Raw genomic sequence first — 24,746 nt, 5'->3', positions numbered from 1 at the left:
CGGTTTGCCCAGGTCGGAGGATCTGGGCGGGGCCAGGCGTCCGTGAGGGGAACCCTGAGGGACTCAGAGTCCCTCAGGGTTCCCCTCACGGACTTCAGTAAGCGGTCACATAGTCACAAATCGGGTATTTCGGCGAGGCTGAAGTCCTTTGTGGACGGTCGGCGGGCGTGGGCTGCGCAGCTTGGGTCCCTGGCATTGCGGCAGAGATCCGTGAGGGGGTCCTTGAGGGAATCAGATTCCCTCAAGGACCCCCTCACGGCTCATCGGCCGGGGAGCACCCCGCGTCCCGTCGGCGCCGCGTCCCGCGCGGAGAACCGCCAAAGCGGCGTTGAACAGGCCAGCGGCGTGCGGTGCCTCCGTTGACGTCGGTGAAGGCCGCGGCCGTGGCGGTGCACCCGGCCGCGGCCTCCTGAGCCGAGCGCCCCCCACGTGCGCTCGGCTCCCGCGTCAGCCGCCGTGGTGGTGGCCGCCGCCCGGGTGGACGTGGAACTTCGCCACCTCGGGCGGGTGCACGACGAACGGGCGCATCATTCCCTCGTCCTCGTGGTCGAGGATGTGGCAGTGGTACATGAACTCGCCGGTGCCGCCGCTGAACTGGCCGGCGACGCTCACCCACTGGCCGGGGTTCACGATGATCGTGTCCTTCCAGCCCTCCTCGTACTTCTCCAGCGGGACTTCCGCGAACCCGTCGATCGGCTTGGCCGTGCGCTCCGAAGCCGGGTCGAACGTCGTGGTGAAGCTGCGGCGGAAGAGCGCCTGGAACTCGGTCAGGTGGATGTGGAACGGATGCGCGGGCCCGCCGTTGGCGACGTGCACGATGTTCCACACCGCCCACTTGTCGTGGTTGATGAAGATGCCGGTGGTGTCGTCGAAGAGCCGCCCGATCATCCGGAACGTCTTGAGCCCGCCCGCCGGGTCCTTGATCTGGATGATCCCCTTGCCGCCCGGATCGGCGTCGACCTGTTCGAGGTCCCACATCTCCGGGTGGCCGCTCGCGTTGAGCAGCAGCGCGACCCAGACGTGGTCGTGGTCCTCCGGCAGCGTCGAACCGTGCTTGATCCGGATGTAGGACGTCGAGAGCTTCTCGGGCAGTTCGAACGGATCGTGCTTGTCGCGGCTGTCCACCCGGAACTCCATGACGTCCGGTTCGACGCCGCCCGGTTTGGCGTTGCGCAGCTTGACTTTCCGGCCCTTGAACCGGCTGAAGTCGATCAGCAGGTCGAACCGTTCGGCGGGTGCGACGGCCAGGCCGCCGGACGGCAGCGGCGCGGGCGCGGGCAGCAACCCGCCGTCGGTGCCGATCAAGCGGACGGCGTCGTTCTGCGGCACGTTGTTCTCGTCGACCAGGTTGAGCGTGAAGAACCGGTCGTTGGCCGCGTTGAGCAGGCGGAAGCGGTACCACCGCGCGCTGACGTCGAGGTGCGGCCAGATCACGCCGTTGACCAGGGTGAACGGACCGGAGAACGGGATCATCGGCCCGTTCGGCACGTACGGGAACTTGTACAGCAGCTGCCCGGTGAGCTGGCCGGTCGCCGGGTCGATGTCGAGATTGCGGTCGGCGAGGATCAGCGGGAGTTCGCGATCGCCGCTGGGCAGGTCGAGGTCGTCCTCCTCGTCGTCGCGGATCAGGTACATCCCGGCCAGGCCCGTGTGGACGTTGAAGCGCGTGATCGCCATGGCGTGGTCGTGGTACCAGAGCGGCATCGCCTGCTGCCGGTTCTGGTACTCGACGAGCTGCGAAGTGCCCTGGAGACCGGCGTTGTGCGCCCAGCCGTCATTGCCCGCGTTGGTGCGGGCTCCGTGCAGGTGGACGACGGTCCACGCGGGCAGGTCCGAGACGCCGTCGACGATCTTGTAGCCGGGCCGGTCGAGCTCGCGGCCGGGGCGGGTGGTCGGCCCGTCGTTCGCCGGACCCTGCACGGCGACCAGCGGGAACTTGCCTTCTATTTCGTTCGACCACGAAATCCGCAGTTGTTTACCGCTGCGCACTTCGATTGTCGGACCCGGGAAATGTCCCGCGTAAGTCCACAATGCGGTCGGCGGCAATTGCGAGTGCAGTTGCTGCTGTTTCGCCACCATCGGAATGGTGATCATGTCCTGTCCCCACCACGGCGGCCGCAGCACCGGTGGAACCGGCAACGGGTCGAGGAACTTGGTCAACCCCCAGGTGGGCCCGCTGATCGGACCCGCGGCTGCCGGACGTTCGGCAATTTCGGTCATGAACTTTCTCCCCTTCAAGGAAAGGGGCAGGAAGAATTGCGCAACGGCGATTACACCGGTGCTTACTGAAAAGATTCCCCCGAACCCCCTCGGTGACCGGAAGCGCGACTCCCCTCGCGTTACCCGGCAATTTCCACTGTAGCCGCTTTCGTCGTATGCCGCAGGTGTCTCGCGCGCGTGATAGATTTTCGCGCATGAGCGAAGGCCGGTGGACGTATCTCTCCGACATGGACGGTGTGCTGGTCAGGGAGGAACACCTCGTCCCGGGGGCGGACGAGTTCCTCGCCGAACTGCGGAACAACGATATCGACTTTTTGGTGCTCACCAATAACTCGATCTACACCCCGCGCGACTTGCGCGCGCGGTTGCTGCGCACCGGATTGGACATTCCCGAGGAGTCCATCTGGACCTCGGCGCTGGCCACCTCGAAGTTCCTCGCCTCGCAGCGGCCGAACGGCTCGGCGTTCGTGATCGGCGAGGCCGGGCTCACCACGGCGCTGCACGAGGTCGGCTACGTGCTGACCGAACGCGACCCGGACTACGTCGTGCTCGGCGAGACCCGCACGTACAGCTTCAGCGCGATCACCCGCGCGATCCGGCTGATCGAGGGCGGTGCGAAGTTCATCGCGACCAACCCGGACGCGACCGGCCCGAGCGTCGAGGGCTCGATGCCCGCGACCGGGTCCGTCGCGGCGCTGATCGAGCGGGCGACCGGCCGCTCGCCGTATTACGTCGGCAAGCCGAACCCGCTGATGATGCGCTCGGCGCTGCGCCGGCTGGGCGCGCATTCGGAGTCGACGCTCATGATCGGCGACCGGATGGACACCGACGTGCACTCCGGGATCGAGGCCGGGCTGCAGACCATCCTGGTGCTCACCGGCATCTCGAACGAGGAGTCGGTGGAGAACTACCCGTACCGGCCGACGAAGGTGATCGGCTCGGTCGCCGACCTGATCGGGCGAACGCTCGACCCGTTCGGCGAAGGCTGACCGCCCACCGCCCGGGATCAGGGCATATCGTCGAGCGATGAGCGTCTATGTGGTGGGCGACGTCCACGGGCACCGGGACGCCCTGGTTGACGCACTGCGCGCCGAGGGCCTTGTCGACAGCGACGGCAAGTGGGCCGGCGTCGACGACCGGTTGTGGTTTCTCGGCGACTTCACCGACCGCGGCCCGGACGGCGTCGGGGTGATCGATCTCGTGCGCGAACTGCAGGACCAGGCGGCGCAGGCGGGCGGCTCGGTGCAGATGCTGCTCGGCAACCACGAGATCCTGCTGCTGGGGATGTACCACTTCGGCGACCGCCCGGTGCCGTCCGACTTCGGGCCGCGCAGTTTCGCGCGCAGCTGGGAGATCAACGGCGGCCTGCTGTCGGACCAGGACCGGCTCACCCCCGAGCACATCGAATGGCTCACCGAGCGCCCGCTGGTCGCGGTCGACGAGGACCATCTGCTGCTGCACTCGGACACCCTCGAGTACCTCGACTGGGGCGAGGACCTCGACGCCGTCAACGCCACCGCGCGCGACATTCTCTCCGGCAGCAACATCGAGGCCTGGTGGGACGTGTGGCGCCGGATGACCACCCGGTACGCCTTCCGCGGCCCGGACGGCGAGGAGAACGCGGACCGCCTCCTCGACGCGCTGGGCGGTTCGCGGATCGTCCACGGGCACAGCGTGATCGCCGACCAGCTGGGCATCCACCCGACGCAGATCGAGGGCCCGTACCTCTACGCCGGAGGGAAGGCCCTTGGCATTGACGGCGGGCTGTTCGTCGGCGGGCCGTGTCTCGTGGTGAAGCTGCCCTTCGAGCCGGAGGATTAGCCCGCCGGGGCGTACCGAAGTTCGAGAATCCCGGACGGGAAGGCCGTGCTCTTCACCAGCCGCAGCCGCCGGGCCTCGTCCAGCTCCGGGAACAGGGCCGCGCCCTTGCCGGTGACGGCGGGGAGCACCCACAGCCGGTACTCGTCCACCACGCCGAGCTTGATCAGCGAGTGCAGGAATTCGGTGCCGCCCGCGGCGACGAGATCCTTGCCGGGCTCGGCTTTGAGCTTGGCGATCTCCTCCGCGAGGTCGCCGCTGGCGATGCGGGTCTCGGGCCAGTCCGCGGTGGTCAGGGTTCTGGAGAACACGACCTTGGGGATCGTGTTCATGGCCTTGGCCGAGGGATGGTCAGAGGTGGGCCAGAAGCCCGCCATGGCCTCGTAAGTGGTGCGGCCCATGAGGAAAGCCCCGGCGTCCCACAGCTGGTCGACGAAGTATTCCTCCTGTTCGGGGTCGTCGGTCGCCATCATGACGTCGCGGATGCCGTTGTCGGCGTCGGCGCTCTTGCCGTCGATCGAGACGTAGAAACCCAGGACCAGCTTGCGTGTGGTTGTCATGCGTCGTAGCTTGCTGCCGATGTTTTTAGTTGTCAAGACAAAATTATTTTTCGGATGGCATTCGAGGGAGACAGCTGGTCGGCGACCGGAAGGCGGCGGAGTCTAAAGGTCGTGCCTGTCTGGCAGATCGCGACCTCGAGCGCGGCCGGATCGCTGATCGCGCTGCTCGGCGTGTTCGCCGGAGTCGTGGCGACGACTCGGACACAGAGACGGCACTGGGCCCGCGAAAAGCTCACCGAGGCATGCCGGGAGATCATCCAAGAGGCGGCGCGAGTCCAGCGCGCATTCCTGCGACGGTGGGAGGGCGGAGCCGAGCCGATCGACTGGGTGGTGTGGAACCAGGCCTTGTCCAGTCTCTGGCTGTTCGGCGACGACCGTCTCGTTCGTGCTGCCGCGCAGATGGACGAGACGTTCTTCCTCGTTAGCCACGCCATCCGCAACGGCGAGATCGCGGATCTCGCCTCGTGGCGCCGCGCCAGGGACACCATGGAGTCCGACCGGCTCGCCTTCATCAATTACGCGCGAAGCGGAGCCCTGAACGCGAAACTGGCGATTCGCACGCCACTGAACTCCCGGCCGGACGTCGACCGGCACGAGCCCGGCGAACAGCCGGGCCCGTGACCGTCGCGGGTCGGGCGAAGGCGGACCTCACGCGTCCACGATCTCCTTGCCGAGCGGCATCAGCGAGATCGGGATCATCTTGAAGTTGGCCAGTCCCAGCGGGATGCCGATGATCGTGATGCACTGCAGCACCCCGGTGATCAGGTGGCCGATGCTGAGCCACAGCCCGGCGACCAGGAACCAGATCACGTTGCCGACGAATGAGCCGACCCCGGCCTCGCGGCGGTCGACCACCGTCCGGCCGAACGGCCACAGCGCGTAGTTCGCGATCCGGAACGACGCGATGCCGAACGGGATCGTGACGATCAGGACGCAGCAGATGACTCCGGCCAGCAGGTAGCCCAGCGCCATCCAGAAACCGGCGAGGACCAGCCAGATCACGTTGAGAATCAGTCGCATCAGACGTACAGCTCCCCGCTCGCTACGGTGACGGCCTGGCCGCGCAGCAGCACGCGGTCGTCGCGGACTTCGGTGCGCACGGTCCCGCCTCGGGCGGAGATCTGCTGTCCGACGAGGGTGGTTTTGCCCAGCTGCCCGGCCCAGTACGGGGCGAGCGAGCAATGCGCGGAACCGGTGACGGGATCCTCGTCGACGCCTACGCCGGGGCCGAAGAACCGGCTGACGAAATCGTCGCCCTGCGCGGTGATGATGAGCCGTCCGGTCCAGGTGGCGCGGAGGGCGTCGAGGTCCGGCTGCGCGTGCTGGACCGCTTCGGCGCTTTCGAGCACCACGAAGAAGTTCTCGCGCGCCCGGCCGGTGAACTTCGCGGGCAGGTCGAGGATGGGGGAGAGGTCTTCGCCGGTCTCGACGGGCGGGTCGGCGGGGAAGTCCATCTCGATCCAGCCGTCGGCCTTGGTGCAGGTCAGCTGGCCGCTGAGAGTGTCGTAAACCTGGTGCCCGCCAAGGACATGCGTGACGGCGATGGTGGCGTGCCCGCAGAGCGAGACCTCGTCGGTCGGCGTGAACCAGCGGAGCGGCTTCGCCCCTTCGGCGGTGTTGACGACGAAGGCGGTCTCGGAGTGCTTCATCTCCGCCGCGACCTGCTGCATCCACCCGGCGTCCGCGGGCTGTTCGAGCACGACGACACCCGCCGGGTTGCCGGCGAAGGCTTGGTCGGTGAAGGCGTCGACTAGGTGGAATTCGTTCTGGGCACTCGGGTCCATGAAGCCGATCCTGCCCCGCTGAGCGGGTGGGGGCATCGGGGATTAGCCCTGAATTCTCAGCGCACGCCCTCGTCGATGGTCTCCAGCAGCCATTTCCGCAGGTGCGCGCCCGTCGAAGGCGTGAAGTGCAGCCGGAACCCGCCGTCGGACAACGGTTCCGAAAACGTCAGATACCGGCCGCCGTCGGTGTCCACGAACGTCGCCGTCGAGACCGGGCGCAGCGTGCCTTGCCCTGGCCGCAGCGAAAGTTCCACGGTTCCGTGCCGGTGCAACGGCCACTGCGAGTACCCCGCCAGCGCGTCGCGGTCCTGGCGCGACGGAGCCGGAGCCGGGGCGTTGTGTTTCGGCGCCGGGGCTTGGGTGATCGCCACCGGGGAAACGGGCAGCGCCGGATAAGGCGGGAACATGCTCAGCACCAGATCCACCAGCCGCTCCGGCCGGACCTGCTGGAAGCGGAGGCCGTCGTCGACCTGTTCCGAGAACACGCCGAGACCCTCGCCGATGCAGGCGCGATACAGCACGGTCCCGGAGGGCAGTTCGGCCGCGCGCACGATGATCAGCACGTCCGGCCTCGTCCAGGCGCGCAGGGTCGCCTCGACGTCCCGGTCGAGTTTCTCCGCGTCCGCGAGGCCTCGGCCGCGCAGTGCGTTCCACGCCTCTTCGGCCAGCCGGTTGTGCTCGGTCATCGTCGCGCCCGCGCTGCGGATCTCGAACGGATGCCACGACGCGGGCAGTCCGGTGCGCCGCACCGCCACGTCGGTCTCGGTCCAGCCCAGGGAAAATTCCTCTGGCAACGTCCCAGTCCCCTCGTGCACGAAACAACCCGCACCGAGGGTAGCGGAACACGCACGACGATCAGCCGCTCGTGCGCGCGCACCCCATAACGAGGGTGGCGGAAAGGTCCGAAATCAAGCTTAGACTCACGCTCGTCGAAGAAGACCGCCACGGGAGGCCCCCATGCCTGACGCGCCTGCACTGCCGAGTTACGCCTCCGGGACCTCCAGCGTCCCCCTGCTCGGCGACACGATCGGGGACAATTTCGACCGCACCGTGGCCGCGTTCGGCGACCGGGACGCGCTCGTCGACCGTGAGGCAGGCACCCGCTGGACCTATCGCGAACTCGCCGCCGAGGTCGACACCCTCGCGCACGGGCTGCTGGCGTCCGGCATCGGCAAGGGCGACCGCGTCGGCATCTGGTCGCCGAACCGGGCAGAATGGACGTTTCTCCAGTACGCGACGGCGAAAATCGGCGCGATCCTGGTCAACATCAACCCGGCCTACCGTTCGCACGAACTGCAGTACGTCCTCAACCAGGCGGGCATCCGGATGCTCGTCGCGGCGGACAAGTTCAAGACGTCCGACTACGCCGCGATGATCGAGGAGGTCCGGCCGAACTGTCCCGGTGTCGAGGCCGTCGTGCTGCTCGGCACTTCGTCGTGGACCGAGCTGATGGACTCCGGCCGCGGCGGCGACCCGGCGCGGCTCGCGCAACTGCAGGCCGGGCTGTCCGCGGACGACCCGATCAACATCCAGTACACGAGCGGCACCACCGGCTTCCCCAAGGGCGCGACGCTCAGCCACCACAACATCCTCAACAACGGCTATTTCGTCGGCGAGCTGTGCAATTACACCGAGGAGGACCGGGTGTGCATCCCGGTGCCCTTCTACCATTGCTTCGGCATGGTGATGGGCAACCTCGCGTGCACCAGCCACGGTTCGTGCATGGTCATCCCGGCCCCGGCGTTCGACCCGAAGGCGACGCTCGCCGCGGTCGCCGCCGAACGCTGCACGTCGCTCTACGGCGTGCCGACGATGTTCATCGCCGAGCTGAACCACCCGGAGTTCGAGACGTTCGACCTCGGCTCGCTGCGCACCGGCATCATGGCCGGATCGCCGTGCCCGGTCGAGGTGATGAAGCAGGTCATCGACCGGATGGGGATGACTGAAGTGTCCATTTGCTACGGCATGACCGAGACGTCACCGGTGTCCACGCAGACCCGGGCCGACGATTCGGTGGAGCGCCGGGTGTCCACTGTGGGCCGCGTCGGCCCGCATCTGGAGTCCAAAGTGGTCGATCCGGAAACCGGGCTGACCGTGCCGCGCGGCACTCCGGGCGAATTGTGCACCCGCGGCTATTCGGTGATGCTCGGCTATTGGGAGGAACCGGAAAAGACCGCCGAGGCGATAGACGCCGCGCGCTGGATGCACACCGGCGACCTCGCGATCATGGACGACGAGGGCTACATCAACATCACCGGCCGGATCAAGGACATGGTGATCCGCGGCGGAGAGAACATCTACCCGCGCGAGATCGAGGAATTCCTCTACACGCACCCGGATGTGCTGGACGCACAGGTGATCGGCGTGCCGGACGTCAAGTACGGCGAGGAATTGATGGCCTGGATCCGCATGCGCGAGGGTGCGGAGGCGCTGACCACGGAAGCGGTGCGGGAGTTCTGCCAGGGCAAGCTGGCGCATTACAAGATCCCGCGCTACATCCACGTGGTGGAGGAATTCCCGATGACGGTGACCGGGAAGGTGCGCAAGGTGGAAATGCGTCAGCAGTCGGTGACTTTGCTGGGGTTGGAACAGGCGGCGTCACAGAAACACGCGTGACGTATTCCGGCGGCCGTCCGATGTGGACGGCCGCCGGTCTGTGTCAGGCGGAGGCGGCCGCGGCGGCTTCGGCGAGTGCCTTTTCGTCTTCCTCGCCGAAGGTGTCCTCGAGCTGCTCAGGCGAGTAGTCGAGGTCGATCTGCTCGACCGGCGTGCCCCGTGCGGATTCGATCGCACCGAGGCGGCGCTGGGCGCGGTCGGCGGCGTACTGGATCAATTCCTCGGGGTCGTTGTCGAACGGGACTTCCTCGAACTGGTCCTGCACCCACTGGATCATGCCGAGCGCGTGCGGCAGCAGTTCGCCCATGCGTTCCTGCACGGCGTCCCACATCGCGTCGTCCGCGGCGACGTGCCGGCGGCAGGTGAACGTGCCCCACGCCATGTGGCGGCGTTCGTCGTCGCCGATGCGGCGCACCAATTCCTGCATTCCCGGCAGGATCTGGTTCTGCGTGCAGATCAGCTGCCACGAGTAATACCCGGTGAGCGCGAGGCTGCCTTCGATCACGTGGTTGTACGTCACGCTCGCGCGGATCTGGTTGAGCGGGCTGGGATCGGCCTCCAGCGCGCGCAGCGACTGCGGCAGTTCCTCGTAGAAAAGCTTGCGGTAGTGCGGGTTTTCCGAGACGTAGGGGTGCAGGTCGTCGTCCAGCCCGACGGCGTCCATCCAGCGCCGGAAGACCTCGACGTGCTTGGCCTCCTCGAAACAGAACTGCGTCAGGTACATCTCGTCGCCGAACCGGCCGGTCGACGACATCGCGCGCATGAACGGCTGGATGTCCTCGGTCACCGCCTCCTCGCCCGCGATGAACTGCGCCACGAGATAGGTGGTGGAGCGCTGCTGTTCGGGCGTCAGGCTTTCCCAGCCCGCGCGTTCCTGGCTGAAGTCGAGGTCCGCCGGGTTCCAGAACTTCTTGTTGCCCTTGACGAACAGCCGCAACGGGAACGAGTCCCAGTTCAGCCCGCCCTTGCGCAGGGACGAGAACCCGCTGCGCAGCTCCGGAAGCGTCTCGGTCATGACTGGCCCTCTCGTTTCACTCCATTGTGGACGAATTGGTCGATGGCGGGGGCGAGCACCGCGAGGACCGACTCGGCGGCCTCGGACGCGGCGTGCGTCGGCAGCACCAGGTGGCTCAGCGACAGCCGGACCACCGTCTCGGCGAGCAGCGCGGCGGCTTCCGGCGTGAGCCGGGGTTCGAGCGCGAGGTACTGCTGCGTCGCGAGTTCGGCCGACGCGGTGAGGATCGGTTCGCCGCGCGAGGTCAGCAGGGGCAGCAGATCCTCGCCGGCCTCGGTGCCGAGCGCCGCCGCGATCAGCCGGTTCTCCCTGGCGTGTTCGATCGTGTAGACGACCGCGCCGCGGATGCCCGTGAGCAAACTCTCGGCGTCCTCGAACCGGCAGCGGATGCCGTCGAGGAATTCCGCCGCGACGCGCAGCGCGACGGCCTGCGTGAGCGCCGCTTTGCTGCCGAACTCGTTGTAGACCGTCTGCCTGCTGACCCCGGCTTTCGCTGCCACGTCGGCCATTCGGAGGCCCTGGTGGCCGCGGTCGGGGAGCAGGTCCGCGGCCGCGTCCAGCAGCGTCTCGCGAAGCGTCGCCTTGGTCCGCTCGGTGAAGCTGGTCACACCGCCAGCTTGACACAGACTGAATCTGTGTCAAGAACCTTTACCTGGATGGTGCACGTGTACAGCGGGCCGCCGGAATTGTCGGTGCGGACGGCTACCGTGTGGGACGTGGGCATCACGGTGGGGTTCGACCTCGACATGACATTGATCGACCCGCGGCCGGGCATGGTCGCGGCGATGAACGCGCTGGGAAAGAAGTCCGGGCTGCCGTTCGACGGAGAGGCGTTCGCCGCGAACCTCGGGCCGCCGCTCGACCAGGCGCTGCGCGATTTCGGCGCGCCGGAGGACCGGATCCCCGAGCTGATCTGGCAGTTCCGCGAGCTGTACCCGGAGACGGTCGTGCCGAGCACGGTCGCGCTGCCGGGCGCGGCCGAGGCGCTGGAGGCGGTCCGGGCGGCGGGCGGACGGACGCTCGTGGTCACCGGCAAATACGGGCCCAACGCGCAGATGCACCTCGACGCACTGGGGATGAAGGTCGACGACCTGGTGGGCGAGCTGTGGTCCACGCAGAAGGCGGCGGCCCTGCTGGAACACGGAGCGCGGGCGTACGTCGGCGATCACCTCGGCGACGTACGGGGCGCGCGAGCGGCCAACGCGGTGTCGGTGGGCGTGGCGACCGGGCCGTGCACCCGGGAGGAACTGGCCGCCGAGGGCGCGGACGTGGTGTTCGATTCCCTGGTCGAGTTCCCGGAGTGGTTTGCCAGGACGTTCGTGGAGACCGCGGTCTGATCGGGCGGTAAGCCCAGCTCAGCCGTGCTTCCCGGCGCGGGCTTCCTGGATCAGGGCGATCAGCCCGAGCAGCAGGCCGAGCGGGGTGATCACCCCGGCGGCCGCGCTGAGCCACACCGGCAGGTTCTCGAGTCCGGCGGCGAACAGCACGAACACCGTCGCCACGGCGAGCATGCCGATGGCGAACAGGCCGATGCCGAGCCGCATGAGGATCGGTTTGCCGGTCTGCTTCGCTGCGTTCTCCATGGGGTGAGAGTAACGGGACTATCCGCTTCTCCCCAGCGCCTGTGGCGAGATACGCTTGTCGGACGCGCGCCTCGAGATCGCTCGGGGCGCGTTCGTCGTGACCTGCACAGCAGAAGGACTGGTGAGGGAAGTGCCGACCGGCAAGGTCAAGTGGTACGACGCGGAGAAGGGGTTCGGCTTCGTCACTCAAGACGGCGGTGCCGACGTCTACATCCGCAAGGCCGCGCTGCCGCAGGGCGTCGAGGGCCTGAAGGCCGGACAGCGGCTCGAGTTCGGCGTGGCCGACGGCAGGCGCGGGCCGCAGGCGCTCTCCGTCCGGCTGCTGGACCCGCCGCCGTCGGTCGCCGAGGCGCGCCGCCGTCCCGCGGAGGAGCTGCACGGCCTCGTCGAGGACATGATCAAGCTGCTGGAGCTGAAGGTCCAGCCGGATCTGCGGCGCAACCGGTACCCGGATCGCAAGAACACGAAGCAGATCGCGGAGATCATGCGTGCGGTCGCGCGCGACCTCGACCCGTGATCGGCCACGCCATCGCTTCGGCCTGAACAACAGTGAAGGGCTCCGCGCGGGAATCCCGGCGCGGAGCCCTTCACTGCTTTGCGAAGAAAATCAGGCAGGCTGGACCTGCAGCGACCACAGCGCCGTCGTGACCGCTTCCGCGTCGTTCGGGTCGCCGGTGCGGCTGATCACCGAGGCCTGCGCGATCTCGACCACCACGATCTGGTCGTCCTTCGCGGGCGGGGTCGCGGTGTAGGCGTAGCGGTCGCGGGAGGTGATGATGTCCTCCTTGAGCGGCTGCGGCTCGCCCTTGCCGTTCACGTACTGCACGGTGACTTTCCAGGGCGTCTCGGCGATTTCCTTCGGCACCGAGATCTGCACCGACCGGCCAGGGCGCACCTTGAGCTTGCCCGTCGCGCCGGGGTTGGCCGAGCAGACGCCGGATTTGATGTCGCAGTTGCCGATCGGGGCGACGTTGATCGTGTGCCCGTCACCGTAGAAAGTCACCTCGGCCGGGCCGGGCGCGGAACAGCCGGCCACCGCGAAACCACCGGCCGCGAGCACGGCCATCACCCGGGAACGTCGCATGGCCCGAGATTACCGGCGGCCTCGCGCGGGCCCCGGAGCGGGGAAGCTGCCGGTCGGCTCTGGGCGCAATGGGCGATTGCCGCCGAGGCCGGGCAGGAGCGAACCGCCGCGCTGCACCAGGAAAGTCTGCGCCAGACCGACTGCCAGCAACAGGGTCACGGTGAGGAAGCCGATCCAGTACGTGGGCGGCAGCAGCAGACCGACCGCGCCGCCGAAGCACCACGACAGCTGCAGCACCGTCTCCGAACGCCCGAACGCCGACGCGCGCGACTGTTCCGGCAGATCCTCCTGGATCACCGCGTCGAGGCTGATCTTCGCCAGCGCACTGGCCGTCGCGCCGATGAGGCCGACGATCGCCGCCGTGGCGAGGCCGGGCAGCAGCGTCGCGATCAACGTCGTCACGACGCAGGCCGCCACGCAGGCCACGATTACCTGGTCCGCCGAACCGAAGTGCAGCCGCGACCCCAGCGCGTTGCCGACGAATCCGCCGACGCCCGCCGCCGCGCCGATGATGCCCAGCAACAGCAGCTGCACGAACGGACTGTGCCCGGCGTGTTCGGTCTGCGCCTTCACCGCGAAGGCCGCGAACATCATCAGGAACCCGGTCAGCACGCGGACGGAACCGTTGCCCCACAAGGCAACGACGATGTGCCGTCCCATCGGCTGGCGCTGCCGCTTCTGTTTCGGCTCCGGCCGCGCGGACAGCGACGTCGGGACCTCGCCCTCGGTCACCTCGACCCACGACGGGATCCGCATCGACTGCACGGCCGCGGCAACGCAGATCACGGCGGTGAACCACAGCGCGCCGGAGGAGTTGCTGAGGCCGCTCACGCCGCTGGCCAGCGCGCCGAACACGCCGCCCGCGATCAGGCCGAACACGGTGATCCGCGCGTTGGTCTTCGACAGCGTGATCTCCGGCGGCACCACGCGCGGCGTGACCGCGGCCTTCAGCACGGTGAACGACTTCGACAGCACCATCATCCCGAGCGCCGCCGGGTACAGCAGCCAGTCGTCGAAATGCAGCGCCATCACCACGGCCATCAGGCCCTGTCCGATCGACGAGACGCACATCGCGAGCCGCCGGCCGCGCTGGATCCGGTCCAGCGCCGGGCCGATCACCGGCGCGACGAGCGCGAACGGCGCGATCGTGATCAGCAGGTACAGCGCGACCTTGCCCTTGCTCTCGCCGCTGGTCGCGGCGAAGAACAGCGTGTTGGCCAGCGCGATCGCCATCGCGGCGTCGCTGGCGTAGTTCAGCATCACCGCGTACATCAGCGAGGTGAGGCCGGACTTGTCCGCGCCGTCCGCCTTGGTGGCGCGCTGGAACGCGCCGACCGCCTTCCCGCTCAGCTGACGGCTGCGCAGCGCGGCGACCCGCGTGACGGTGAGCTTCTTCGGCAGCTTCGGAACCGACCCCGCACCGGCGACCGCGGTGGTGTTGAAGCCTTCGTCCTGCTCGTCCTCGACCCGGGGCTCGCCCGCGTAACCGCCGGTGTCGTAGTGCTCGTAACCGGCGCTGCCGGGACGGTCGTCGTACGGCCGCGGGTGGACGGGCTCGGTGCGGTGCTCGCGCGGCGGGTACGGCCGGGCGCCGCGCGGAGGCGGCGGTGGCGGACGGTGTCCCATCGGGACCGCGCCGGGCGCTTCTTCGGCGTTCTGCTGGAACGGCGGCGCGTCGTCGTAGAACGCGCTGCGTGGCTCCGGCCGTCCGGGGTAACCGCGAGGAGGACGCTGATCGACGTGCTCGGTCCGCGGTTCAGCTGGGCGGCCGCGGGGCGGTTCCGGCGGAATGCGCTCCGGCCGGGCCCTCGGCGGTTCCGGCGCGTACTGCGGCGGAGCCTGGCGAACGCGCTGGTCAACGGACTGATCGACCCGGGTCGGCGGGGTGTCGCGCCACGAACGGGCCTGCGCCGCGCCCGGCTCGGGAGTCCAGCGGCGCTTCTTCTTCCCACGGCCTTTGCCCGACTGCCCGCCGAGGGGGCTGTCGGAACCGGAGCGCGAGCTGAAGAGTGCCACGGTTCAATCCTGCCTCATCGGGGTCCCGCCCCGCCCGCTCACGTGCCGGTTCGCTGATTTTCCGGGACGAACTTCACGCGGAACGACGACGGCCACAGCTTCCCGGTGAGCAAGAATTCGTCCGTGCCGGGGACCGCGGCGATGCCGTTGAGCACGTCCTCGCCGGGCCGGGTCGGCGTGCGCAGCCGGCTGGCGTCGATCTTCGCGGTGATCCGTCCGGTATTGGCGTCGATGCGCAGGATGGTGCCGGTCTGCCAAACGTTTGCGTAGACGGTGTCGCCGACGCACTCCAGTTCGTTCAGCTGATCCTGGCCGACCTCGACGGAACCGGTGACCGCAAACGTTTGCGGATCACGGAACGTGAGCTGCGACGACCCATTGCTCATCACGAGCCGCCCGTTGGGCTGATGACAGAGACCCCAGCCCTCGCCGTCGTAATGGACGCGCCGCAGCTCGGCGAGCGTCTGGGAGTCGCGCTCGATGGCGATTCCGTCGCGCCAGGTCAGCTGCCACAGCTTCGGTCCGAGCACCGTGATGCCCTCGGCGAACAACGGCGAGGGAACTGTCACCTGTTTGGCTGGCGTTCCGCCGGCCGGGCCAGCGGTGAGTGAGGACTGCCCTTCGAGGCCGCGACTCTCGTACAGCGTGCTGCCGGAGTACTCGAGCCCTTCGGTGAAGGCGGTCGAGTCGTGCGGCAGCGTTCCGAGCACCTGGACGGTGAGCCGTTCGGGCTGGGCGGGCGTGGCTTGAGTGCCCGCGCATCCGCCGAGCAGGGCGGCGGTCACCAGGGGCCAGACGATCCGGGTTCGCACGAGGAACAGCCTGGCACGGGCGGCGCGGATGCGTGCGGCACAATTGGGGGCATGACGCTGCTGTTGACCCTGGACGACGGCTCTCTCCACCGGAAGCTCGCGGACGCCGCGGCGGACGCGCGGGAGGCCGTGCTGGCGGAAGCCCCCGCTGAACAGGTCGGCGAGCACGTCGGGGTGGAGCGCGAGGACGCGGTTTCCGCGAGCCACCTTTTCGAGGCGTCGGTGCCCGGGTACCGGGGCTGGCGCTGGTCGGTCACCGTCGCGGTGGCCGGGCCGGACGAGCCGGTCACGGTGAGCGAACTGGTGCTGCAGCCGGGCCCCGAGGCCTTGGTCGCGCCCGCCTGGGTGCCGTGGGAGCAGCGGGTGCGCGCGGGCGACCTCGGCGTCGGCGACCTGTTCCCCGCGGACAAGGACGACCCGCGCCTCTCGCCCGCGTACCTCCAGTCGGACGACCCGGCCGTCGAGGAAGCGGCCCACGAGGTCGGCCTCGGCCGGGTGCAGGTCCTCTCGCGCTACGGCCGGTCCGACGCGGCCGCCCGCTGGCACGGCGGCGAGTTCGGCCCGCGCTCGGACATGGCCCGGAGCGCGCCCGCGACCTGCGGGACCTGTGGTTTCTTCGTGCCGCTGGCGGGTTCGCTGCGCGGGGCGTTCGGTGCGTGCACGAACGACATCGCGCCCGCGGACGGGCATGTCGTGGACGTGGCTTACGGGTGCGGGGCGCACTCGGAGGTGCGGGTCGAGGTGACTTCCTCGGTCCCGGTCGCGGAACTGGTTTACGACGACTCGCTGATCGACTTCACGCCGGTTCCGGAGGCTGCTCCTGAGCCGGAGGTGGTCGCGGACCCGGTCGTAGTCGAGGAAGCGGCGGCTGCTGCGGCTGAGGAGACGGCCTCGGTGGCGGCGGTGGAGCCCGAGGCGGCCGCGGAAGTGGCTGTTGAGGAGGCTGCGGCTTCGGAGGCAGTTTCGGACGAGGTCGAGACTTCGGACGCGACTGAAACTTCGGACGCGGTTGAGCCGGTGGAGAACGCGGCTGCCGAGCCGGTTGCCGCTGAGGAATCTGCTGCCGACGCTGCCGCGGAGCCAGTTGCTGCGGAGACCGTGACGGCGGATGCGGCCGCGGACACCACGGCTGATGTGCCTACCGAGACCGAGACCGAGACCGAGACCGTGTCTGAGGCTGCGGATGCGGTGAAGGCGCCGGTCGAGGATGCGGGCGTCGTCGAGGGTTCGGCGGCGGGTACTGCTGCTGAGGTTGTCGTCGAGTCGGTCGCGCCGGACGCTGCTCCGGCCCACGGCGAAGAGAACTCTGCGCAGCAGCACGGCGACTCCGACGGGAGCGATGTCCTCCGGTGAGCGAAGTCCCTGGGGGAGCGGCTGATCCTTTCGGGACAGCTCGCTTGCGGGAAGCGGTCCTGAGCGCCTGGCGCGACTCGCCTACCCGCTTCATCGAGGACACCAACTCCGAGCGTGACCTTCGCGTCGGTGCGTATCGCGATCGGTTGTTCGTCGAGCTGGCGCAGAACGCCGCCGACGCCGCGCAGATCGCCGGTGCGCCGGGGCGGATCCGAGTGTCCGTTGTGGACGGTGAGCTGCGGTTCGCGAACACTGGTGCGCCGTTGGACGTCCGCGGGGTCGAATCGCTGGCTTCGTTGCGCGCGTCGGCCAAGGAAGGGACCGTCGGGCGGTTCGGGGTCGGGTTCGCGGCTGTTCTCACCGTCACGGACGAGCCTCGTGTCATTTCCGCTACCGGCGGGGTTGCGTTTTCGGCGCAGCGCACGCGGGAGGAATCCGGGCGGGACGGCGACGTTCCGGTGTTGCGGCTGCCGTTTCCCGTCACGGAACAGCCGGGCGACGGGTTTGCCACCGAGGTGCGGTTGCCGCTCAAGGAATCCGGGAAAGAGCTGCTCGACGGGCTGGCGAACGAGATCGAGGATCTCTTGCTGGCGCTCCCGTGGCTCGCTGAGGCCGAAGTGGACGGTCGCAAGTGGACTCGGAGCGGCGAGGAGATCGTTGAGATCACTTCGCCGAGCGGGCGCCAGCGGTGGCTGAAGCACGGCGTCTGGGCGGTTCCGGTTGACACTGAAGGGGTGCCGCGGCCGCTTGAGGAAGATTTGCTGCACGCGCCTACGCCGACCGACGAGGGGCTTTCGCTTCCGGCTCGGTTGATCGCGGAAGTGCCGCTGGAGCCGTCTCGGCGGCGGGTGCTCCCCGGGGAAGAACTCACTCGGGCGTTGGAGAAGGCGGCTGGTGAGTACGTCGGGCTGGTTAGGGCGGTCACGGCAGAGCATCGACCAGCATTGGTTCCTGCCGCAGGGTTTCCACAGTCCACTGTGGACGCGAAGCTGAAAGAGCTGGTGTACGCCGAGCTCGCGCGGGAACCCTGGCTGGCCACAGTGGACGGTCAGGAAGTCTCGGGACAGCGGGCTCGGGTGCTCGACATCGACGGGCTGGCTCCGTTGCTGGCGGACGTCATCCCGGGGCTGGTCGAGGCGAACCCGCGACTGCTCAAGCCGGTCTCCGCGAACATCCTCAGCATCGGCGACGTTCTTGAGGTCCTGACTGGCATCGATCGCGAACCCGACTGGTGGCAGAAGCTGTACGCGGCACTGGCGGTCGCGGTCGAAAGTCATGCGCTCAGCGCGAATCAGCTGGACGGGTTGCCGGTTCCGTTGTCGGACGGGCGGACGCTGCCGGGTGTCAAGGGTGCGCTGCTCGTCGACGGCAGCAGCGAGCTTCGCGAACTGTTGTCCGATGTGGACGTTCCGGGACTCCGGTTGGTGCATCCGGGTGCGGCGCATCAATTGCTGGAACTGTTGGGGGCCAAGCACGCTGACGCGCGCCAGTTGCTCGAAGCGGAACAACTGCAGTACGCGGTAGAGCACAGTGTCACCGACGTTCAGTCCGGTTTGGACGGAATGAACCTCGCCGGTGCGGTACTCCGGCTGGTCGCGGATTGCGGCAACCAGGCGCCGGAGTGGATCGGCGCGCTGGCGCTGCCCTCGGAGGACGGCTGGCGGCGCGCGGACGAGCTGATGCTGCCGACGTCGCCGTTGCTGGAAGTGATCGACCCCGAGGTGTTCGAGCCCGGTGGCGCGCTTTCGGTGCTGGACGAGGAATTCGTCGAGGACTGGCCGACCGGAACGCTCGTCGCGGCGAAGGTGCTTGACTCGTTCGCGGTCGTGCTGGACGAGGAGCCGCACGAACCTGATCACCACCTGCCGGACGAAGAGCAGTGGTGGGATTCGTTCGAGCAGCCGCCGACGACGGTGGTGTCCATTCGGGACCTCGACCTCGTCGCGGACGACGCCTGGCCCGACGCCCTCCGGCTGATCGCGGCGCGTCCGGAAACGTGGCAGGCGCTGCACAGTCCGGACGGTCACGCGGGCTGGTGGCTCGCGCGCTACGCCCTGCTGGCCGGGGAAGCGCCCGGCGCGTGGCGGCTCGCTTCGGCGACCGCGCTGGCGGGGCTGTACGACCCGGTGCCGGATCTTGAGCTGAGTGACGAGCTGCTCCGGGCGGTCGGTGTCCGGACCGGGCTGGATCTGGAGACCGCGGAAGACGTCACCGATCTGCTCGAAAGGCTCGGCGATGCGCAACGCGCGCCGACGCCGGGGCTGGTCGCCCGTGCGCACGCGGCGTTGGTGGCCGCGCCGATAGCCGTGTCCGACGTCGACGCGCCAGCACGAGTCCGCGCGGCGGACGGGAGCGTCGTCGAGGAAGCCGTGGTGCTGGACGTGCCGTGGGTCGCGGCGGCACTCGAACCAGCGAGGATCCTGGTCGCGCCGGTCGAGCCGGAGCGGTTGGCGGAGCTTCTCGACGTCCCGGTCGCGAGCAGTCTCAAGGCCGAGGTCGCGAGCACTGGCGAGTACGTCGCGTGGGCGGATCTGCCTGCCCTCGCGCTTGCGGCGGATCAGCTCGGCATCCCGCTGCCGGACGGTGGAGTGCTGCTGCATGATCCGCTCACCGTGTCGGTCGACGGCGAACCGGCCGAGGTGCCGTGGTGGTCCGACGACCGGCTGCACGCGGCCGACACGTCCGAGGGGCTGGCGCGCGCCTTCGCCTGGGCGAGCGACCACTGGGGCGAGCGCTACCGCATCACCGCGCTGCTGGAAGACCCCGCGCCGCGCACCCTGCTGAACTGACGTCGTGCGCGTTGATCACGGTGAGAACCGCGATCAACACTCACGAGCCCTAAAGCCGCTGCGCCGACTTGGACCCGCGCCGAGCCGCCGCACGCTGCCAAAAAATGATCCCGAACCCGATCCCCCCGAGCACAATCCCGGCGACACAGGTCTGTAACCACACGCCCCCGCTGGTGAAGAACAGCACCACGAGCGCGACAAGCCAGAGCGCAGTACCTACGATCACCACCGGCGTCAGGTCGGTGAGCCGCTTCGGCAGGTCCGGCGTGTGCCGCAAGGCAGCCGGGGCACTGGTCGGTTCTTCCACGACCCAGAGCTTACCCCGGGCGAACAGCGAGACAGGCGGGGAAATGGCGGAGCAGCGCGAACGGGCCGGGTCCACTCTGGACCGCTTCTTCCGGATCAGCGAACGCGGGTCGAGCACCGGGCGGGAGATCCGCGGCGGCGTGGTCACGTTCGTGACGATGGCCTACATCGTGGTCCTCAACCCGCTGATCATCGGCAGTTTCGCGGCGGACACCCCGTCCGCGCACAAGGACGTCCTCGGCCACATCCTCCCGGTGCCGCAGGTCGCGGCGGTGACCGCGCTGGTCGCCGGCGTGCTGACGATCCTGATGGGCCTCGTCGCGAACTACCCGTTCGGCATCGCTACCGGACTCGGCATCAACAGCCTGCTCGCCGTCACCATCGCACCGCAGATGAGCTGGCCGGAGGCGATGGGCCTGGTGGTCATCGAGGGCGTGATCATCGTCCTGCTCGTGCTCACCGGCTTCCGCACCGCGGTGTTCCGTGCCGTGCCGCCCGCGCTCAAATCCGCGATCGCGGTCGGCATCGGGCTGTTCATCTGCCTGATCGGCCTGGTCGACGCCGGGTTCGTGCGCCGGCTGCCGGACGACGCGCACACCACGGTGCCGGTCGGGCTCGGCATCGGCGGCTCCATCGCCTCGTGGCCGACCGCGGTGTTCGTCGTCGGACTGTTGCTCACCGCGGTTCTCGTGGCCAAGCGCGTCAAGGGTGCGATCCTGATCGGCGTGCTCGGTTCGACCGTGCTGGCGATCGTGGTCGAGGCGATCGTGAAGGCCGGGCCGTCGAACGGCACCGACCCGAAGGGCTGGAACCTCGGCTACCCGGCGCTGCCGGGCAAGGTCATCGGACTCCCGGACCTGTCGCTGGTCGGCGACGTGTCGTTCGGCGCGTGGACCCGGCTGCCGATCATCACCGTGGTGCTGCTCGTCTTCACCCTCGTCCTCGCCGACTTCTTCGACGCCATGGGCACGATGACCGGCCTCGGCAAGGAAGCGGGACTGGTCGGCAAGGACGGCCAGCTGCCGAACGTCGGCAAGGCGCTGTTCGTCGAGGGCCTCGCGGGCGCGGCCGGCGGGTTCGGCTCGGCCAGTTCGAACACGGTCTTCGTGGAATCCGCGTCCGGCATCGCGGAGGGCGCGCGGACCGGCCTGGCGAACGTCGTGACCGGGCTGCTGTTCATCGCCGCGATGTTCCTGACCCCGCTGTACCAGGTGGTGCCGGTCGAGGCGGCCGCTCCGGCGCTGGTCGTGGTCGGCGCGCTGATGATGGCGCAGGTCCGCGACATCGACTTCACCGATTTCAAGATCGCGCTGCCCGCGTTCCTGACCATCGTGGTCATGCCGTTCACCTATTCGATCGCCAACGGCATCGGCGCCGGATTCGTCAGCTACGTCGTGATCCAGGCGGTCACCGGCAAGGCCAGGAAGGTGCACCCGCTGATGTGGGTGATCGCGGTGGCGTTCGTCGCGTACTTCGCCGTCGGGCCGATCGAGGCCGCGCTCAGCTGACTGGCGTAAACCGGCGGCGCAGGTCGTGAGGTATGCTAACTATATGTCCGGCGACCCGCACGAGCGTTCCTTGGCGAGCCGCTTGCGTCTCGCGGTGGTGCGGCTCAATCGCAGGCTCCGGGCACAGCGGGTGGCTGACGACGTGTCGCTCACGCAGATCGCGGCGTTGTCCACCCTGCACAAGTGCGGCCCGCTGACCCCAGGTCAGCTCGCCGCGAAGGAAGGCGTCCAGCCGCCCTCGATGACGAGGGTCATCGCCGCGCTCGAGGAGATGGGGTTCGTCGAGCGCAGGCCGCACCCGACCGACGGCCGCCAGGCCATCGTCGAGCTGTCCGACGACGGGCTCACGTTCGTGCGCAAGGCCATCTCGGTGCGGGAGGCGTGGCTGGACCGGCAATTGGCCGAACTCGGCGAGGAAGAGCTCGAAGTGCTCTCCCGAGCCGCGGAGATCATCGACAGGATGGCGGGGAACTAGCACAGGTGACCACCACGGGTAGCGAAACAGGATGTCCGGCCCAATCCACTGCTACCCGGGACACGGCACCGCCGCCGTCCGGCTCCGCTCCACCCGGCACCCCCGCCCCGGCCGGGAAATCGTCTTCCGGCCCGGAAAACACCCCGGAATCGCCGGAAACCAAGACCCGCCGCACGATGTTTTCGTCGCTGCGCGTGCGGAACTACCGGTTGTTCTTCAGCGGCCAGGTCATCTCGAACATCGGCACCTGGATGCAGCGCATCGCACAGGACTGGCTGGTGTTCACGCTGTCGGGCAACGACCCGGTGGCGCTCGGCGTCGCGGTCGCGCTGCAGTTCATCCCGACGCTGCTGCTGTCGCTGTGGGCGGGCGTGCTCGCCGACCGTGTGGACAAGCGCAAGCTGCTGATGCTCATCCAGGCGGTGAACTGCCTGCAGGCCGTGCTGCTCGGCGTGCTCGACCTGACCGGCGTGGCCCAGCTGTGGCACGTCTATCTGCTCTGCGTGATGCTCGGGACGACCTCGGCGATCGAGGTGCCGACGCGGCAGTCGTTCGTCGCCGAGATGGTCGGCCGCGACCAGGTGGCGAACGCCGTCGCGCTGAACTCGTCGATCTTCAACATGGCGCGCATCGTCGGCCCGGCCATCGCCGGGTTCGCGATCACCTGGGTCGGCACCGGCTGGCTGTTCATCGCGAACGCGGCGAGCACGCTCGCGGTGATCACCGGGGTCGCGCTGATGAACCCGGCGAAACTGTTCCGCGGCCCGGCGATCCCGCGCGCCAAGGGTCAGCTGATGGAGGGCCTGCGCTACGTGCGCGGACGGCCGGATCTGGTGACCGTGATGGTGCTGATGTTCTTCGTCAGCACGTTCGGCATCACCTACTTCACGTCGCTGCCGATCGTCGCCGCGAACGTCTTCCACACCCAAGCCGACGGCTACGGCCTGCTGTCCACCCTCGTCGCGGTCGGCACTTTCACCGGTGCGCTGGCTTCGGCGAGACGCGGGGTGAAGAGCCAGCCGAGGGTGCGGTTGATGCTGGTGTCCGCGGCGCTGCTCGGGGTGTTCGAGTTCGCCACCGCGTTCATGCCGACGTACCTGGCGTTCGGAATCGGGCTGATCCCGCTCGGCTTCGCCACGATCACGTTCCTGAACACGGCGAACGCGCTGGTGCAGACGTCGGTGTCGCCGGAGATGCGCGGCCGCGTGATGGGCATTTACGTGCTGGTGCTGATCGGCGGAAACCCGATCGGCGGGCCGATGACCGGCTGGATGGCCGACGCGTTCGGCGGCCGGTCGCCGTTCTACATCGGCGGCGCGATTTCGGCGATCGCGGCGGTGGTGTGCGCGGTGGTGCTGATCCGGCGCGGGGGCGTCCGGCTGCCCCGGCGGCTCGGCAACGGCCTGCGGATCCTGCCCCGGGAACGGGTCTGACCTGCGGTAATGGCTGTCAGGGCCAGCGGAGACCGCCAAAAGTTGTCACTCGGGCGGGTGAGACTGAGGTCTCCGCTGGGACGGTCTTGCTTCCGCCGGTGAGGTTAGGCTAACCTCATACATGTCCGCTTCGTGGTGGGAGCGGCAGTCAGTTCGGGAACGGACAGAGCCCCGCAACCTGGGAACCCCGGGATGCGGGGCTCTGTTCATGGTCAGGGGGCGCGGCGGATGGGGCAAGGGCGTTCAGCAAGTGGGTCGTGAGTGTTCATCACGGTTCTCACCGCGACAAGCACTCACGACGTAGTCAGCGCGTCGCCAGAGGCCCCGAGCGGGTGCTCGCCCGGACGCACCGGCAACCGACGCAGCCGCAGGCCGAAGTACACGTGATACGCCAACCGCACGGCCTCGTCGTTCGGCAGCAGCACCTCGTTCCGCACACCGTCCACCGTCTCGATCAGCCGGTCGCCGGACAGCGTCACCCGGCCTTGGGCGGTCGGGCGGGAGCAGGTCAGGGTCTGCGTGAAGTGCGACTGCGGCGACGTCGACTGCCACCACGCCATCGGCCCGAAGTCCGACAGCTGCCGCGGGCGGCGCTCAAGGCGGTACTCGGGCTTGCCGTCGCGCAGGACGTCCACGTCGCCGTACGGGGCGTCCAGGAGCAGGTAGTCGCCCTCGGGGTCGCTCTGCGGCTCGACTGCGGACAGCGCCAGTGGTTGTCGGCTGAACTTGCCGAAGCCGACATCGACCAGGTACTGCTCGTCGTCGAGTTGGACGAGGATGGCGGCGTGGTCCAGCGGCGGCCCGGGCACGCCGGCGTCGTTGAAGACGCGAGCCGCGTGCAGCGTCGCGGCGAAGCCCAGCTCTCGCAGCAGGGCGACGAAAAGACCGTTCAGCTCGTAGCAGAATCCGCCCCGCCGGCGGCGCACGAGCTTGTCGAAGAGTGCTTCTTCGGTGAGTTCGACGGGTTCCCCGAGGTGCACGCTCAGGTTCTCGAACGGGACGTGCATCAGGTGTCGTTCCTGCAGTTGGCGCAGTGCGGCCAGGTCTGCCGCCGGAGGCACCGGCAGATCCAGGCGAGCGAGGTAGGCGTCGACGTCCATGGGTTCCACTCTCACACCTCCAGTGCACTTCAGGTCAAGCGAAATAAAGGGGCCCGGCCATCGCGAGGCCGGGCCCCTTGGGGCGCCGCGGGCCTCAGCCGAGCAGGAGGCCGTTGCCGCCGGCGACGGCGTTGTCGAAGCGCTTGGAGATCTCGGCCCAGTTGAAGATGTTCCACAGGGCGTTGACGTAGTCCGGCTTCACGTTCTTGTAGTCCAGGTAGAACGCGTGCTCCCACACGTCGACCAGCAGGATCGGCGTGGTCGGCAGGATCAG

The 24,746-nt window shown here is 68.5% G+C and carries 24 protein-coding genes and 1 pseudogene; 11 read left to right on the top strand and 14 right to left on the bottom strand.

The features are described 5' to 3' along the window. Positions 1-447: 447 nt before the first annotated feature. Positions 448-2,220, bottom strand: coding sequence for a multicopper oxidase domain-containing protein (locus tag ABZX37_RS45795; RefSeq protein WP_354750611.1), 1,773 nt, complete (start codon positions 2,218-2,220; stop codon positions 448-450). A gap of 194 nt (positions 2,221-2,414) precedes the next feature. Here ABZX37_RS45795 and ABZX37_RS45790 point away from each other — a divergent pair, with 194 nt between their 5' ends. Together ABZX37_RS45790 and ABZX37_RS45785 are read left to right on the top strand one after the other, a co-directional pair. After that, positions 2,415-3,209 carry an HAD-IIA family hydrolase gene (locus ABZX37_RS45790; protein WP_116203511.1) on the top strand — a complete coding sequence of 265 codons (795 nt, stop codon included), beginning with the start codon at positions 2,415-2,417 and terminating at the stop codon, positions 3,207-3,209. Between the two features lie 37 nt (positions 3,210-3,246). After that, positions 3,247-4,041 carry a metallophosphoesterase gene (locus tag ABZX37_RS45785; protein WP_354750610.1) on the top strand — a complete coding sequence of 265 codons (795 nt, stop codon included), beginning with the start codon at positions 3,247-3,249 and terminating at the stop codon, positions 4,039-4,041. Here ABZX37_RS45785 and ABZX37_RS45780 read toward each other — a convergent pair. Next, positions 4,038-4,598 carry a dihydrofolate reductase family protein gene (locus ABZX37_RS45780; RefSeq protein ID WP_354750609.1) on the bottom strand — a complete coding sequence of 187 codons (561 nt, stop codon included), beginning with the start codon at positions 4,596-4,598 and terminating at the stop codon, positions 4,038-4,040. The genes ABZX37_RS45785 and ABZX37_RS45780 overlap by 4 nt on opposite strands. 111 nt (positions 4,599-4,709) lie before the next feature. On the opposite strand from ABZX37_RS45780, the gene ABZX37_RS45775 reads away from it, so the two are divergent. After that, positions 4,710-5,219 carry a hypothetical protein gene (locus tag ABZX37_RS45775; RefSeq protein WP_354750608.1) on the top strand — a complete coding sequence of 170 codons (510 nt, stop codon included), beginning with the start codon at positions 4,710-4,712 and terminating at the stop codon, positions 5,217-5,219. Positions 5,220-5,246: 27 nt separating this feature from the next. Here ABZX37_RS45775 and ABZX37_RS45770 read toward each other — a convergent pair whose 3' ends face one another. The 3 genes from ABZX37_RS45770 to ABZX37_RS45760 are packed head-to-tail and all read right to left on the bottom strand — an operon-like array spanning position 5,247 to position 7,197. Further along, entirely contained in the window at positions 5,247-5,618 is a 372-nt protein-coding gene (locus ABZX37_RS45770) for a YccF domain-containing protein (RefSeq protein WP_354750607.1), read from the bottom strand. Beyond that, on the bottom strand, positions 5,618-6,382 hold the full coding sequence (locus ABZX37_RS45765) for a PhzF family phenazine biosynthesis protein (RefSeq protein WP_354750606.1): 765 nt from the start codon (positions 6,380-6,382) through the stop codon (positions 5,618-5,620). Before ABZX37_RS45765 ends, ABZX37_RS45770 begins: the two co-directional genes overlap by 1 nt. Before the next feature lie 56 nt (positions 6,383-6,438). After that, positions 6,439-7,197, bottom strand: a complete 759-nt coding sequence (locus ABZX37_RS45760; RefSeq protein ID WP_354750605.1) for an ESX secretion-associated protein EspG — start codon at positions 7,195-7,197, stop codon at positions 6,439-6,441. Between the two features lie 142 nt (positions 7,198-7,339). Here ABZX37_RS45760 and ABZX37_RS45755 point away from each other — a divergent pair, with 142 nt between their 5' ends. Beyond that, a complete protein-coding gene (locus tag ABZX37_RS45755; protein ID WP_354750604.1) occupies positions 7,340-8,998 on the top strand; it encodes an AMP-binding protein in 1,659 nt (552 codons plus the stop codon). Positions 8,999-9,041: 43 nt separating this feature from the next. Here the strand turns inward: ABZX37_RS45755 and ABZX37_RS45750 are convergent, their stop codons facing one another. Together ABZX37_RS45750 and ABZX37_RS45745 are read right to left on the bottom strand one after the other, a co-directional pair. After that, complete coding sequence (locus ABZX37_RS45750) at positions 9,042-10,013, bottom strand: R2-like ligand-binding oxidase (protein WP_354750603.1); 972 nt, start codon at positions 10,011-10,013, stop codon at positions 9,042-9,044. Further along, positions 10,010-10,621 (bottom strand): TetR family transcriptional regulator, encoded by a 612-nt coding sequence (locus ABZX37_RS45745; RefSeq protein WP_354750602.1) that lies wholly within the window; start codon positions 10,619-10,621, stop codon positions 10,010-10,012. The genes ABZX37_RS45750 and ABZX37_RS45745 overlap by 4 nt, the downstream gene beginning before the upstream one ends. Before the next feature lie 108 nt (positions 10,622-10,729). Between ABZX37_RS45745 and ABZX37_RS45740 the strand changes: the two genes are divergently transcribed. Next, positions 10,730-11,350, top strand: a complete 621-nt coding sequence (locus ABZX37_RS45740; protein ID WP_354750613.1) for an HAD family hydrolase — start codon at positions 10,730-10,732, stop codon at positions 11,348-11,350. Between the two features lie 18 nt (positions 11,351-11,368). Here ABZX37_RS45740 and ABZX37_RS45735 read toward each other — a convergent pair whose 3' ends face one another. After that, the gene (locus ABZX37_RS45735; RefSeq protein ID WP_037807785.1) at positions 11,369-11,596 is read right to left on the bottom strand and encodes a hypothetical protein; all 228 of its coding nucleotides are present in this window, start codon (positions 11,594-11,596) and stop codon (positions 11,369-11,371) included. A 130-nt stretch (positions 11,597-11,726) separates the two neighbouring features. Between ABZX37_RS45735 and ABZX37_RS45730 the strand changes: the two genes are divergently transcribed. After that, positions 11,727-12,113 (top strand): cold-shock protein, encoded by a 387-nt coding sequence (locus tag ABZX37_RS45730; protein WP_240601315.1) that lies wholly within the window; start codon positions 11,727-11,729, stop codon positions 12,111-12,113. A gap of 90 nt (positions 12,114-12,203) precedes the next feature. Here the strand turns inward: ABZX37_RS45730 and ABZX37_RS45725 are convergent, their stop codons facing one another. From ABZX37_RS45725 to ABZX37_RS45715, 3 genes are read right to left on the bottom strand one after another with little or no spacing between them, the layout of a single operon-like run. Continuing rightward, positions 12,204-12,680: a DUF2771 family protein gene (locus ABZX37_RS45725; protein ID WP_354750601.1), complete on the bottom strand. Its 477-nt coding sequence runs from the start codon at positions 12,678-12,680 to the stop codon at positions 12,204-12,206. 9 nt (positions 12,681-12,689) lie between these two features. Continuing rightward, positions 12,690-14,696, bottom strand: a complete 2,007-nt coding sequence (locus ABZX37_RS45720; RefSeq protein WP_354750600.1) for an MFS transporter — start codon at positions 14,694-14,696, stop codon at positions 12,690-12,692. Between the two features lie 38 nt (positions 14,697-14,734). Continuing rightward, entirely contained in the window at positions 14,735-15,508 is a 774-nt protein-coding gene (locus ABZX37_RS45715; protein ID WP_354750599.1) for a glutaminyl-peptide cyclotransferase, read from the bottom strand. A gap of 51 nt (positions 15,509-15,559) precedes the next feature. Between ABZX37_RS45715 and ABZX37_RS45710 the strand changes: the two are divergent. Further along, a pseudogene (locus tag ABZX37_RS45710) lies at positions 15,560-16,321 on the top strand (DUF3027 domain-containing protein); the annotation flags it as partial. A gap of 536 nt (positions 16,322-16,857) precedes the next feature. Continuing rightward, a complete protein-coding gene (locus ABZX37_RS45705; protein ID WP_354750598.1) occupies positions 16,858-19,650 on the top strand; it encodes a molecular chaperone Hsp90 in 2,793 nt (930 codons plus the stop codon). A gap of 49 nt (positions 19,651-19,699) precedes the next feature. On the opposite strand, the gene ABZX37_RS45700 is transcribed toward ABZX37_RS45705, so the two are convergent. After that, the gene (locus ABZX37_RS45700; RefSeq protein WP_354750612.1) at positions 19,700-19,927 is read right to left on the bottom strand and encodes a DUF2530 domain-containing protein; all 228 of its coding nucleotides are present in this window, start codon (positions 19,925-19,927) and stop codon (positions 19,700-19,702) included. Positions 19,928-20,000: 73 nt separating this feature from the next. Here ABZX37_RS45700 and ABZX37_RS45695 point away from each other — a divergent pair, with 73 nt between their 5' ends. From ABZX37_RS45695 to ABZX37_RS45685, 3 genes are all read left to right on the top strand, one after another. Further along, complete coding sequence (locus ABZX37_RS45695; RefSeq protein WP_354750597.1) at positions 20,001-21,464, top strand: NCS2 family permease; 1,464 nt, start codon at positions 20,001-20,003, stop codon at positions 21,462-21,464. Positions 21,465-21,507: 43 nt separating this feature from the next. Next, entirely contained in the window at positions 21,508-21,939 is a 432-nt protein-coding gene (locus ABZX37_RS45690; RefSeq protein WP_037807762.1) for a MarR family transcriptional regulator, read from the top strand. Positions 21,940-22,115: 176 nt separating this feature from the next. Beyond that, complete coding sequence (locus ABZX37_RS45685) at positions 22,116-23,372, top strand: MFS transporter (RefSeq protein WP_354750596.1); 1,257 nt, start codon at positions 22,116-22,118, stop codon at positions 23,370-23,372. A gap of 293 nt (positions 23,373-23,665) precedes the next feature. Here the strand turns inward: ABZX37_RS45685 and ABZX37_RS45680 are convergent, their stop codons facing one another. Then, complete coding sequence (locus tag ABZX37_RS45680; protein ID WP_354750595.1) at positions 23,666-24,472, bottom strand: arylamine N-acetyltransferase; 807 nt, start codon at positions 24,470-24,472, stop codon at positions 23,666-23,668. A 94-nt stretch (positions 24,473-24,566) separates the two neighbouring features. Beyond that, positions 24,567-24,746 (bottom strand): Fe-Mn family superoxide dismutase (locus ABZX37_RS45675; RefSeq protein WP_354750486.1); only part of this gene is annotated, 180 nt, incomplete at its 5' end.

It is taken from the genome of Amycolatopsis sp. NPDC004079, assembly GCF_040610415.1.
Lineage (GTDB): Bacteria > Actinomycetota > Actinomycetes > Mycobacteriales > Pseudonocardiaceae > Amycolatopsis > Amycolatopsis halotolerans.
Note: the sequence above shows the minus strand (reverse complement) of the source record. Positions and strands in the feature narration are given on the sequence as shown.

Excerpts from the sequence above, each read along its gene's own strand:
- ABZX37_RS45770 (WP_354750607.1), bottom strand. The coding sequence starts at position 5,618 with ATGCGACTGATTCTCAACGTGATCTGGCTGGTCCTCGCCGGTTTCTGG.
- ABZX37_RS45765 (WP_354750606.1), bottom strand. The coding sequence starts at position 6,382 with ATGGACCCGAGTGCCCAGAACGAATTCCACCTAGTCGACGCCTTCACC.
- ABZX37_RS45685 (WP_354750596.1), top strand. The coding sequence starts at position 22,116 with ATGTTTTCGTCGCTGCGCGTGCGGAACTACCGGTTGTTCTTCAGCGGC.
- ABZX37_RS45680 (WP_354750595.1), bottom strand. The coding sequence starts at position 24,472 with ATGGACGTCGACGCCTACCTCGCTCGCCTGGATCTGCCGGTGCCTCCG.
- ABZX37_RS45725 (WP_354750601.1), bottom strand. The coding sequence starts at position 12,680 with ATGCGACGTTCCCGGGTGATGGCCGTGCTCGCGGCCGGTGGTTTCGCG.
- ABZX37_RS45795 (WP_354750611.1), bottom strand. The coding sequence starts at position 2,220 with ATGACCGAAATTGCCGAACGTCCGGCAGCCGCGGGTCCGATCAGCGGG.
- ABZX37_RS45695 (WP_354750597.1), top strand. The coding sequence starts at position 20,001 with ATGGCGGAGCAGCGCGAACGGGCCGGGTCCACTCTGGACCGCTTCTTC.
- ABZX37_RS45790 (WP_116203511.1), top strand. The coding sequence starts at position 2,415 with ATGAGCGAAGGCCGGTGGACGTATCTCTCCGACATGGACGGTGTGCTG.
- ABZX37_RS45735 (WP_037807785.1), bottom strand. The coding sequence starts at position 11,596 with ATGGAGAACGCAGCGAAGCAGACCGGCAAACCGATCCTCATGCGGCTC.
- ABZX37_RS45750 (WP_354750603.1), bottom strand. The coding sequence starts at position 10,013 with ATGACCGAGACGCTTCCGGAGCTGCGCAGCGGGTTCTCGTCCCTGCGC.
- ABZX37_RS45780 (WP_354750609.1), bottom strand. The coding sequence starts at position 4,598 with ATGACAACCACACGCAAGCTGGTCCTGGGTTTCTACGTCTCGATCGAC.
- ABZX37_RS45755 (WP_354750604.1), top strand. The coding sequence starts at position 7,340 with ATGCCTGACGCGCCTGCACTGCCGAGTTACGCCTCCGGGACCTCCAGC.
- ABZX37_RS45690 (WP_037807762.1), top strand. The coding sequence starts at position 21,508 with ATGTCCGGCGACCCGCACGAGCGTTCCTTGGCGAGCCGCTTGCGTCTC.
- ABZX37_RS45785 (WP_354750610.1), top strand. The coding sequence starts at position 3,247 with ATGAGCGTCTATGTGGTGGGCGACGTCCACGGGCACCGGGACGCCCTG.